General features: G+C 39.6%; 12 protein-coding genes and 1 other RNA gene. 6 read left to right on the top strand and 7 right to left on the bottom strand.

Going from position 1 to position 11795, the window contains the following annotated elements; translation table 11 throughout:
* Nucleotides 1-221: 221 nt before the first annotated feature.
* Nucleotides 222-1184 carry an aldo/keto reductase gene (locus tag RM553_RS18200; protein WP_311536394.1) on the top strand — a complete coding sequence of 321 codons (963 nt, stop codon included), beginning with the start codon at nt 222-224 and terminating at the stop codon, nt 1182-1184.
* Between the two features lie 73 nt (nt 1185-1257).
* Here the strand turns inward: RM553_RS18200 and rny are convergent, their stop codons facing one another.
* The 4 genes from rny to RM553_RS18220 form a co-directional block, all read right to left on the bottom strand.
* Nucleotides 1258-2820 (bottom strand): ribonuclease Y, encoded by a 1563-nt coding sequence (gene rny, locus RM553_RS18205; RefSeq protein WP_311536395.1) that lies wholly within the window; start codon nt 2818-2820, stop codon nt 1258-1260.
* 52 nt (nt 2821-2872) lie between these two features.
* Nucleotides 2873-2993, bottom strand: a non-coding RNA gene (gene ssrS, locus RM553_RS18210) — 6S RNA.
* A 50-nt stretch (nt 2994-3043) separates the two neighbouring features.
* Nucleotides 3044-3337 (bottom strand): cell division protein ZapA, encoded by a 294-nt coding sequence (locus RM553_RS18215; RefSeq protein ID WP_311536396.1) that lies wholly within the window; start codon nt 3335-3337, stop codon nt 3044-3046.
* A 9-nt stretch (nt 3338-3346) separates the two neighbouring features.
* Nucleotides 3347-3637, bottom strand: a complete 291-nt coding sequence (locus RM553_RS18220) for a hypothetical protein (RefSeq protein WP_311536397.1) — start codon at nt 3635-3637, stop codon at nt 3347-3349.
* Between the two features lie 181 nt (nt 3638-3818).
* Here RM553_RS18220 and RM553_RS18225 point away from each other — a divergent pair, with 181 nt between their 5' ends.
* Entirely contained in the window at nt 3819-5507 is a 1689-nt protein-coding gene (locus RM553_RS18225) for a M23 family metallopeptidase (RefSeq protein WP_311536398.1), read from the top strand.
* Between the two features lie 222 nt (nt 5508-5729).
* On the opposite strand, the gene RM553_RS18230 is transcribed toward RM553_RS18225, so the two are convergent.
* Complete coding sequence (locus tag RM553_RS18230; RefSeq protein ID WP_311536399.1) at nt 5730-6878, bottom strand: cysteine desulfurase family protein; 1149 nt, start codon at nt 6876-6878, stop codon at nt 5730-5732.
* 125 nt (nt 6879-7003) lie between these two features.
* On the opposite strand from RM553_RS18230, the gene RM553_RS18235 reads away from it, so the two are divergent.
* On the top strand, nt 7004-8026 hold the full coding sequence (locus tag RM553_RS18235) for a hypothetical protein (RefSeq protein ID WP_311536400.1): 1023 nt from the start codon (nt 7004-7006) through the stop codon (nt 8024-8026).
* An 8-nt stretch (nt 8027-8034) separates the two neighbouring features.
* On the opposite strand, the gene RM553_RS18240 is transcribed toward RM553_RS18235, so the two are convergent.
* Entirely contained in the window at nt 8035-8589 is a 555-nt protein-coding gene (locus tag RM553_RS18240) for a DUF8465 domain-containing protein (RefSeq protein ID WP_311536401.1), read from the bottom strand.
* A 2-nt stretch (nt 8590-8591) separates the two neighbouring features.
* Nucleotides 8592-8789, bottom strand: a complete 198-nt coding sequence (locus RM553_RS18245) for a hypothetical protein (protein WP_311536402.1) — start codon at nt 8787-8789, stop codon at nt 8592-8594.
* Between the two features lie 531 nt (nt 8790-9320).
* On the opposite strand from RM553_RS18245, the gene RM553_RS18250 reads away from it, so the two are divergent.
* From RM553_RS18250 to RM553_RS18260, 3 genes are read left to right on the top strand one after another with little or no spacing between them, the layout of a single operon-like run.
* Nucleotides 9321-11135 carry a DUF8693 domain-containing protein gene (locus RM553_RS18250; protein ID WP_311536403.1) on the top strand — a complete coding sequence of 605 codons (1815 nt, stop codon included), beginning with the start codon at nt 9321-9323 and terminating at the stop codon, nt 11133-11135.
* Between the two features lie 14 nt (nt 11136-11149).
* Nucleotides 11150-11422 (top strand): DUF2752 domain-containing protein, encoded by a 273-nt coding sequence (locus RM553_RS18255; protein WP_311536405.1) that lies wholly within the window; start codon nt 11150-11152, stop codon nt 11420-11422.
* A gap of 14 nt (nt 11423-11436) precedes the next feature.
* Nucleotides 11437-11772 carry a CCC motif membrane protein gene (locus tag RM553_RS18260; RefSeq protein WP_311536404.1) on the top strand — a complete coding sequence of 112 codons (336 nt, stop codon included), beginning with the start codon at nt 11437-11439 and terminating at the stop codon, nt 11770-11772.
* Nucleotides 11773-11795 lie beyond the last annotated feature (23 nt).

Below are 11795 nucleotides of genomic sequence, written 5' to 3' on the forward strand. Positions count from 1 at the left end.
GTTTTCAAATTAATAAAATTTTTAATTTAAACAGAAAAGTGCCGCCTGAGGACTTTCAATAATGACTGCTGCTATAAAATAGAGAATTAGAGGCAGCTGCCAATTGGAAATAAGAATTTGCTAATCAATATAGTCTATGTGGTATTAAATTTCTGCTAAACCTCCTGCATCTTTTCAGGAAGGCTAAATTTATAGGTAAATTCCGAAAAAAATTATCAACTATGAAAAGTTTAAAATTTAAGAATGGAGATGAAATGCCGGCCATTGGTCTGGGAACCTGGAAATCTGATAAAGGTGAAGTTGGAGAAGCGGTTAAAATAGCCCTTAAAAACGGTTACCGTCATATCGACTGTGCCGCGACCTATGGTAATGAAGCTGAAATAGGAGAAGCTTTTTCTGAAGTATTTTCAGGAGGAAACATAAAACGGGAAGATGTATGGGTGACTTCCAAATTATGGAACGACTCGCATAAAAAAGAAGACGTTATTCCTGCCCTTAAGCAAACACTTAAGGATTTACAGCTTGATTACCTGGACCTGTACCTTATTCACTGGCCGGTGGCCTTTAAAAAAGGTATAGGATTTCCAAAAAATGATGAAGACTATTATTCTCTGGAGGAAGTACCAATTACTGAAACCTGGGAAGCCATGATCGAGGCCAAAAAACAGGGGCTTGTAAAACATATAGGAGTTTCAAATTTCAGCATAAAGAAGTTGCAGGATTTAATGGATAAAACCGATGAAAATCCAGAAATGGATCAGGTGGAGCTTCATCCTTATCTTCAGCAAAATGAATTACTGGAATTTTGCAGCAGTAACAACATCAATGTAACAGCGTTTTCTCCCCTGGGCAGTGGTGACAGGGCAGATTCCATGAAAGCTGATAATGAGCCTTCTTTACTGGAAAATGAAACCATTAAAAAGATTGCTGATAAACATGGCGCTTCTGCCGGACAGGTTCTTATCAAGTGGAACGAACAACGCGGCACGGCTGTAATTCCTAAAAGTACCAATGAAGGCAGGATTAAAGAAAATCTTAAAAGTACAGGATTAAAACTGGATGAAGATGATCTTAAAGAAATCGCAGCACTGGACCGCCATTTTAGATATGTTACCGGCGAATTCTTTGTTACTGACGGAAACTCTTATGAGAACATTTATGATGATGCAGATTATAAGGCTTAAAAGAACATCTTATTCAACAAAAAATCCCGCGGACTTTCGCGGGATTGATTTTTTTATCTATTTGCCCTGAGTATTACTTTGCAATATTTACAGCCCTGGTCTCTCTTATTACAGTTACTTTAACCTGACCCGGATAGGTCATATCTGTCTGGATCTTCTGTGAAATATCGAATGAAAGATTAGACGCTTTGTCGTCGTTTACTTTTTCACTTTCCACAATTACGCGAAGTTCACGTCCCGCCTGGATGGCATACGCCTTCTTAACGCCACCAAATCCAAAAGCTATATCTTCAAGATCTTTCAGCCTCTGGATATAAGAATCCAGCACCTGCCTTCTTGCTCCCGGCCTGGCTCCACTAATCGCATCACAAACCTGGACGATTGGCGAAAGCAGGGAATTCATTTCAATTTCATCATGGTGGGCCCCAATGGCGTTACAAACTTCAGGCTTTTCACCATATTTTTCTGCCCATTGCATTCCCAGGATTGCGTGAGGCACTTCTGTTTCTGTTTCCGGCACTTTTCCTATGTCATGAAGCAGCCCGGCCCTTTTGGCAAGTTTTGGATTTAACCCAAGCTCTGCTGCCATTACGCCACATAGCTTAGCCACTTCCCTGGAATGCTGAAGCAAATTCTGCCCATAAGAAGAGCGGTATTTCATTCTTCCCACTACTTTTATAAGCTCTGGATTCAGACCATGGATACCAAGATCTATAACAGTTCGCTTACCAATATCAATAATCTCCTCGTCTATCTGCTTACGGGTTTTCTTCACCACCTCTTCAATACGCGCCGGGTGAATTCTTCCATCTGTTACCAGTTTATGAAGTGATAAGCGGGCAACCTCTCTTCTTACAGAATCGAAGCAGGAAAGGATAATTGCTTCCGGAGTATCATCTACGATAATTTCCACTCCCGTAGCGGCTTCCAGTGCCCGGATATTTCTACCTTCGCGCCCTATAATCCTTCCTTTTACATCATCACTTTCCAGGTTAAAAACCGAAACACAGTTTTCAACGGCTTCTTCAGTTCCAATACGCTGGATGGTGTTAATGATAATTTTCTTGGCTTCCTGCTGCGCAGTTAATTTCGCCTCTTCCACCGTGTCCTGGATCATGGCCATGGCATCGGCTTTGGCCACATCTTTTAAGGATTCGGTAAGCTGGGCTTTGGCTTCTTCCGCAGAAAGGCCGGAAATCACTTCCAGTTGCTGAACTTTACTGTTATGAAGCTTGTCTATTTCTTCCTGCTTTTTCTCGAGGTAATTTGTCCTGTAATCATAATCGGCAAGTTTATCTTCCAGTTCTTTATTTAACTTTTTATTCTTTGCCAGTTCCCCGGAAACCTGCGATTCTTTATCCCGGATTCTTTTCTCTGCATCATTAATCTTCTTGTCCCGGCTTAGAATAACCTTTTCGTGTTCAGACTTAAGCTCAATAAATTTTTCCTTAGCCTGAAGGATTTTATCCTTTTTAATACTTTCTCCTTCAGCTTTGGCTTCTTTTATAATGCCGGCGGCAGTTTTTTCAGCATTAGATATTGTTTCTGAAGCCTTCTTTCGCTCCAGCGCTTTAGCTATCGCAAAACCTATGGCCAGGCCAATAAGTCCCACAACAATTGGTATGATTATCTCCATTTATTTAAAATTTATATATAAAAAAAGCCTGTATTAGTTGTTGTTTTGTATTAAACTCCTTAAAATCAAGTTTAGGGCTAACAAGCTGATCAAGAATCCGCTCATCCCGGTTTCCCGGGAGCGGCGCGCTTTAACAACTTTGACTCACCCTCTTTAAAGAATTCGTGTTGAGTTTATCAAAAAATCACTAATACAGGCAGTAACCTTATTTTATTTAAAGAACTTATGATGCTAAATGTTCCTTTAGTAAATCATTAAGCGATCTCAATTTATCTTCTGCTTCAATCATTTCAGCGGACTTGTCCAGGCCTTTTTGTTCCGTTTGCGCCGCAAACTGTAAGGCACACATGGCAAGTACATCCTGCTTATCCCTAACGGCATAACTCTGCTCAAATTGTTTGATCATACCTTCAATTTTCTTTGCCGCTTTACGCAAACCTTCTTCCTGGCTGGGTTGAATGGTCAATGGATAGACGCGATCTGCAATCGATATTTTTATCTTCAATTTCTCCGCCATTGCGTCTCATTAATCAGATAGCTGCACTATACATTGGTCAATTTCCCTAATCAGGCTATTTATTTTGAGCTTCGTTTCTTTCTTATAATCATTACTGCCCAGCATCGCATTCGCAGCTTTCAACGTCTGAACCCGTTCAACAGAACCTTGCAGTTCCTTTTTCAATTGGTTGTTTTCAGATTTAACAGATGTCAATTCTTCCTGCAAAGAATCGCGCATTTGCTTTAGAACTTCATACTTGTGAAGCAACTTGCTGATCCTATTTTCAAGATTATCAACTATTTCCGCCAGTTCACTCATAAAAGCTCGATATGATGCCGATACGCACAAAGTTAACATACGCTTTGAAATATCCCAATACTTTTATTGCTAATTTTATAAAAACGACTCCTCAACATAATATTCTCAGGGCAAGCGGGTTAATATTATTGCTGGTTTTATTTATATTTACAGCGCTATGAAATTTGAATAACAAATCTATATGAAGCTTTATTTTTTGCTTGCTTTTATTGCTATTACAAGCATTGCCCAATCTCAACCCCAGGTACCACAGGATTATTTTCAAAAACCTCTGGATATCCCGCTGGTTTTAGCGGGAACATTTGGGGAACTTCGTGCCAACCATTTCCACAGCGGGCTGGATATAAAAACCCAGCAACGCCAGGGGCTGGAAGTTAAAGCTGCCGCTCCCGGTTATGTGAGCCGGATTAAAATTCAGCATTATGGCTACGGAAAAGCGCTTTACATTCAGCACCCGAATGGTTACACGACAGTTTACGGCCATTTACAGCGATTTTCTCCTGAAATTGAAGCTTATGTAAAAAAGCAACAATATGCCAATGAATCCTACGAGATTGAACTTTTTCCTGAAGAAGGGCAGTTAGCAGTAGATATGGGAGAACTGGTTGCTTATAGTGGTAACACCGGCGGTAGTGGCGGACCGCATTTGCATTTTGAAATAAGGGACGGCAGCCAGAGGCCAATGAACCCACAACTGTTTGGGATAGAAATCCAGGATCACCGCAGGCCGATTATTGATGGCCTCTTTGTTTATCCTGAAGGCGAAGGTTCGCATGTTAACAATTCTGCAGAAAGACAAAAGATAAGGCTTATCCCGTTGCAGGATGGTTCTTTTACTACGGAAAAAATTAATGCCTGCGGAAAAATTGGCTTTGGGGTGGCTACTGTAGACCAGCTGGACATGGCGCCCAATAAAAACGGGGTGTACAAAATTGAAGCTAATTTAAATGGGGATAATGTTTTTCAGCTGAATTTTGACAGGTTCTCCTTTGCGGAAACCCGTCGCCTCAACCAACTAATAGATTATGAATACTACACCTCGCACCGGGACCGTGTACAGAAACTTTTTGTAGATGAAAATAACCCGTTAAGCCTGTACGCTAACGTGCAATCTGAAGGAAGGTTAAATATTCAGGATAGCCTCAATTATAATTATACCATTAAAATCCAGGATTTTGCCGGCAATGAAAGTGTGATCAGGATTCCTATTCAGGGGAAATTCAGTGATAATATTCAGCCAAAACAACTGGAAGAAACCGAATATTTCGTGCAGGTAGACCAGCCTTTTTCCACAGAACAAAACGGAATAGACGTTTATATTCCAAAGAACAGCCTCTATCAGGATACCTATCTTGATATTAGCTTTCAAGGTGATACCATTCATTTTCATGAAGACAATACTGCAATTCAAAATAACATCACTATAGGTTTTGACGTGAGCAAATATGAAGCTGCAGAGAAAGAGAAAATGTTTATTGCCAAACTTGGCTACAGGGGCCGGCCCAGCTATTCTTCCACATATAAAAAAGGAGACCGCTTTACGACGGGAGTGCGAACTTTTGGTGATTATACTTTAGCTTCAGACACTAAAGCGCCCTGGATTAACCCGGTTAATTTTTCGAACGGGCAATGGATTTCCAATAATAGCACCCTAAAGGTAAAGATTAGTGATGACCTCTCCGGGATCCAGAGCTACCGCGCCACCGTAAACGGGAAATTTATCCTGATGGAGTATGAATACAAAAACAACACGCTTACTTACGACTTTAGTGACGGAGCTGTTACCGACACCGAAAATAATTTTAAGCTGGTGGTGACTGATAATGTAGGGAATACAGCAACTTATGAAGCGAAGTTCTTTAGAAAATAATTTGAAGTACAAATTGAGAAAGTGAAAAGTGAAATTAAATAATAAGCAGTTCAAAATTCATCATTCAAATTAACAAAAAAGCTTCCATTTTTTTAAAGAGAGATAGCCATAGGCCCGGGAGGTTGTTTCAGTAAAATGGAATTTATAAGTTTATAATTCCATAAATTTTACCGGAATAATTTTAAAATTCATCATTCAAAATATAGAATAAAAATCAGCTCATCAACTTTCTATAAATTCCTTTAACGCTGCTACCACGTAATCTATTTCTTCTTTGGTATTAAATACAGAAAGGCTAAAACGAATGGAAGGTTTGGCCAAATCTTCTTCTGAAAGGAAAGCGCTTAATACGTGAGAGCCTTTATCGCTTCCGCTTTGGCATGCACTGCCTTTAGAACAGGAAATCCCTTTAAGATCCAGCTGGAATAAAAGCATCAGTGCCTTTTCCGCAGAAACAGGAAGGCAAACATTAATTAAAGTATAAGTGCTTTTCTCCGGTTCAGCGCAGTTTCCGTTAAATTTCACTCCCGGGATTTTCTCCTGAAGCGAATTAATGAAGTAGGATTTTAAGCCCGAAACGTAATCCTTTTCCTGCTGCAGGTTTTTGTAAGAAAGCTTTAAAGATTCCTCCAGCCCCACAATATTATGAACACTCTCTGTACCTGCTCGATGCCCTCTCTCCTGCTCTCCGCCAAAAATAAGAGGTTTTAAACCACTGTTTTTTCTGATAAAAGCAAAGCCAACTCCTTTGGGCCCATGGAATTTATGGGCGCTTGCAGCGGTAAAATCTACCGGGATTTCTTTAAAATCCAGCTCATAATGCCCAACAGACTGTACGGTATCAGAATGAAAAAGCGCAGCATGATTTTTGCAAATTTCAGCCACATGCTTTAAGTCTATTTTATTGCCAATCTCATTGTTAACATGCATCAGGCTTACCAAAGTTTTTCCTTCAGAAGAAGATAACAGGCGCTCTAAATCCTCTAAGACAATAGCCCCATTTTCATCCAGTTTCACATAATCTACCTGTATGTTATAATTTTTTTGCAATTGCTCCACTGTGTGCAAAACAGCGTGATGCTCTATCCTGGAAGTGACAATCCTCTTTACGCCTAAATCCCTTACCGCACTGTTAAGCACAAGATTATCAGCTTCAGTCCCTCCGGAAGTAAAAACGATTTCAGAAGCCTGCACATTTAGATAAGAGGCTACCGTTTTTCTGGCTTGTTCAATTAAACTTTTAGAAGATCTCCCGTAACTGTGAGTGGAAGAAGGGTTTCCATAATTTTCCCTCATAACGCTGCTCATGCGAACTATTACTTCCTCTCGCATTTGCGTTGTGGCTGCAGAATCTAAGTAGACTTTTTTCATGGTTTGCAAAAATAGGGGAATTTAAATTATTTTGAAGAAGCATCGGTAAAAATCTATATTTCCGCTACTTTTGTTCAGCAAGCATAGAATTTGCTTGATTTTCCTCCTTTTACAAATTGTTTATAATGAAGAAGATTTTTGGACTTATTTTACTGGGATCAATTTTGCTTTCCTGTGACAGTGGTGAGATAGTAGTCACCAGCTTTGATCTGGAAGATAGTGATCTTAGGCTTTGCGGACTCGAGACAAAAGTATTATACACTACAAATAGCCAGGATGTGTATGAATCTATGTCCCTTGTTCTTAAAAACAGCGCAATTAGCACTGCTGAAGACAGACTCCGAAGTGAAACAGGGGACGAAAGTCTTACTTTAAGCAGCACAAACCGCCTTATTTACCGAATTTATAATGATGAAGTGCCAACTTCTTACTTCTGCAGCGATATCCCGCCAAGCAATCCTGAAGTTCTTGAAGAATACGTAAGTTCGAGCAGGGGGACAATAAATATCAACACCTATTATATGGACGAGAATGGGGAAGCCGATTCTGATGGGGATGATTTAAGTAATATCGAGGAAGGATTTGATATAGATGGCGAAAACCACCTGGATTCTGATGGAGACGGAATTCCTGATTACCTGGATATAGATGATGATAATGACAATGTAGAAACCTCCAGGGAATTAGAAAATCCAGATGGAGACCCTACCACAGGTGAAGGCGAATTTCGTGACACCGATGAAGACGGGATCCCGAATTACCTGGATACCGACGACGATGGTGATGGCAGTCCTACCAGAAATGAAGTAGAAATAGATCCAGATTCTGAAAACAGTGTTTTAAGACCTGCTATAAACCTTAACGGAGCAGATATACCATATTACCTGGATCGTTCAGCCGCTATTTCTGAAGAAAACGATACTTTTCTTGAGAATGAAATTGACCGAAGTATAAGAACATATATTACAATCCGTGATTTTTCGCTTATCAAACAGGACGAGAGCGGAGAAGAAATTAAATTTGCCCGATATGACCTGGGTTATTTTGATGAAACTTTAGAGGTAATTTATAATCAACCTGGTGAAGATGAAGATACCGGAGAAGAAGTTGATGAAGAAACTGATGATGATGAAACCGACACAGAATAAGTTGTGATTTAATCTTCAGTATAATTCTGAAAAATATAAACTTCGGTGGCACCAAGCCCATACTTCTGGAAATCGGCATCGTAAAATTTTACATTCGCGTAGCGCCCAAAAAGATAATCCAGTTCTGCTTTAAGCACTCCTTCCCCTACTCCATGAATAAAAACCACTTTCTGAATACGTTTTCTCATGGCAAATTCCAGTTGACGCCTGGCGGTATCCAACTGTAAATTTAACATCTCATGGTTGCTTAACCCTTTTAGAGAGCTGGTAAGTTTTTCAATATGAAGGTCTACTTCCATGGGAGGAGCATTACGCTCTTTAGGCTTCACCCGGGCTGACTTTCTTTTCTTCGGAATTTTCTTTTCCTCCAAAACGCTTTCAAGATCAATATCCTCCTGCAGCTCTTCTATAGGAACCTCAATTTTCACTAAATCTGAAGCGGGAAAATCCATAGTAAAACCTTCGGGAGTTTCCACCTCAACCATGGCGCCTTCAACCCTCACTACAATACCCTCAAGGTTGTCGTCCATCAATTCTACTTTATCGCCCGGCTTAAATTGCATAACTACTCCCTGTGTTCGTCTTCTTTATGATCGTCTTTGGTCGCCACCCAGTAATTTGTTGCACGATAAAGCCCAAACATTATAATAATGAGACCTGCGATTTTAAAATACGGGCTGGCGTCTTTAACGGCAATCACATAAATAAGCAATGCCCCGCCAATAGCTATTAAAATTGAATTTACGAGTTGTGAATTTTTCATAATCATAAATCTGCTGCTGAAAATTTCCAGCGTTTGTAGAATTCGTGACTCACTGCATCCAGGTGGATAAGTCTGCAGGCAAAATTATGATTTTAATTCCGGGAAATATAATGTAATGCTGAATCTGTTTAGAAGGAAAAGGAAGAAATACCGGCTACTGCCTGTAATTAATTCCATTCAGATTTTTTTCCCCTCAATTCAACATGCATATGTCGTAATCTCCTTTTTTCTCTATAGTTACTCAGCATTGTGCGGATCAAAAAGAAAACAAGTAAGGTAAGTAATAGAAACCCTACGCTTAAAATTAGGATATTCATTTTAAAATATTTTAACTGGTTATGTGTAGGGAGCCGCTAAGATAATTAACAATGCCAATGCATTTAGAATTTTAATAATAGTTTAACGACTTTTTTCATACCATGAAAGGTACGTATATTTTTAAGTCATTCCTACACAACATCTTAAGATATTTATTTCTGTTACACCTGATGTTTTTTGTTTACCTTTTTATACTAAAAACAGACCATCCTGATGATGCGATCCATTATTACAATTACCCTATTTACCTGCGCGTTTAACTGCCTTGCACAGTTAAGTATTTCCCCTTCTGCCGTTGGCGACAGTTATGTGTATGTAAGTGACCAGCTTCTATATGTTCATGATGGAATTCAGCTCGTTAAAAACAGGAATCCTTCAACAGAAGCCAGTATTTACCTAAGGGAAGAGGCGCAACTTCTGCAGGGTGAAAAACCGGGTAACCTTAATCAGGGCAATGGTGCAATTTCTGTTTTTCAGGAAGGCACCTCAAATGCTTTTGATTTTAATTACTGGTCGTTGCCGGTGAGCAATCCTTCAGCAGGAAAAAATATCAGCGAATATATTTTAGAGCCACAGGACCTTACCCGCAGCAAAAAAGCTATATTCACCTCAGAACTTAACGGACTGGCAGAGCCGCTAACGATCTCCAAAAAATGGATCTATAAATTCGCCGGGGACGATTACGCCGACTGGAAGTACATTGGGGATTTTTTCGATTTAAAACCTGGCGAAGGCTTTACCATGAAAGGCACTAACGGGCTTAATCATACATTAATCAACGGAATCGAAAACAATCCCGGTAGCAGTCAGCGCTATGATTTTCGAGGCACGGCAAATGACGGCTTGTTTAATATAAGAATATTGGAAAACCAATCCTTGCTTGTGGGGAATCCGTATCCTTCTGCCCTCCATTTAAAAATTTTCCTTTTGGAGAATCCTGCCACAACAGGAATAGCTTATTTTTGGGATTCCAAAGACAACGGTACTTCGCATTATCTCAAGGATTATGAAGGTGGCTACGGCGCCTATTCTCCAGGCGCAAACTGCTACGTCCCCGCCGTCTTTAAAAAGTATCGCGGAAATGGTGAACTGGCAGGAGTAACGGGAGAAAATGGAGAAATTATCCCGAGGGAATTTATTCCTGTTGCCCAGGGATTTATGCTTATTGGCAGCAAAGACGGCAATGTGACTTTTAAAAATTCTCATCGCATCTTTAAAAAAGAAAAGACGCAGGACGCAAGGTTTAAAGCAGCTGCTAAAGATCCGGAAGTGAGTGAAATTATCCCTAACCTCCGTCTCGATATAGAGATTAACAATCTTTACTCCAGGCCGCTGGTACTTGCTTTTCGGGATGATGCCACAACCGGAAAAGATTGGGCAATGGATGCTATGGCCATGAATAATATATCTTCAGACATAGGCTGGCTAATAGACAGCAATTATTACATTATTAATGTCCGGCCCTTCTCTGCGGAAGAAAAAATACCCTTTATTGTGAATATGGCAGCGGATGGAGAAATCACTTTTAGCCTGGAATCTATGCGGGCTTTGGAACCTGAAGCGATTTTCGTGCATGATGCTGAAGCCAACATATATAAGGATATAATGAATGAAAAATTTAGAGTGATGTTGCCTAAAGGAGAATTTTCCCAACGCTTCTTTTTAAGTTTGAAAATGCCGGTTCCTGAACAACCAAAAATCGACACGGATTCTACTCCTAATATTTTAGCTGAAGAAGTGCCGCTAACTATAGAAAAAACCACTATTACTTCTCCTGAAGAAATTATGGTTTCACAGGATAATCAGGAGGAAATTTTGCGGGTAAAGATTCCAGCAAAGATATTAGCTGAACAACTGAATCTTTTCGACCTGAAGGGCAGCAAAGTTCTTAGCAGAAAAATTTCTAATACTGAAAAAGAAATCTACCTCTCTACCAGAGGATTAAGTCAAGGCGTCTATATCCTAAATCTTATCACTACAGATCAGAAGAAAATCAGCAAAAAAATTACCGTTAGAAAAGGATTGTAATTATGGAGGAATATATGTTTCCCTGTTTAAATAAAAAATTATTTGGATTGGAATGTTACGGTTGTGGAGCCCAGCGCTCCCTGGCATTACTTTTAAAGGGTAATTATACCGGTGCCTTCCATATGTATCCCGCAATATACACGCTCCTTATTCTCTTAGGATTTTTAGTTTTAAATCTTTTCTTTAAATTTAAATATGACTATACGATTAAAATTGGCCTTATTATACTAAACGCTTTTATAATCGTAGGAAGCTATTTTTATAAAATGATCCTTATATTCAACTAACTAAACCAAAATTTATGGAAAAAGAACAGTTACCCAATTCCACGCTCATTCTTGTTTTTGGAATCCTATCAATCCTTGGCTGCTGCTGCTATGGCGTTCTGGGGGCTATCTTCGGAATTCTCGCCATTGTAATGGCAAAAAAAGCTACAGAAGTGTATAATGCCAATCCCGAACTGTACACCGGATATCAGAATGTAAAAACCGGGAGAATTCTGGCTTATATTGGTGTTGGAGTGAGTGCCCTCTATATTATTCTTATAATTGCCGGACTTATAATTTATGGCGGTTTTGAAGGAATCCAGGAAATGCAGGAAGAATTCCTGCGGGAGTATGGAAATTACGAGGCATAAAAATAGCTGATAAATAAAAAGAA

The sequence above is a fragment of the Autumnicola tepida genome, assembly GCF_031846485.1.
Lineage (GTDB): Bacteria > Bacteroidota > Bacteroidia > Flavobacteriales > Flavobacteriaceae > Autumnicola > Autumnicola tepida.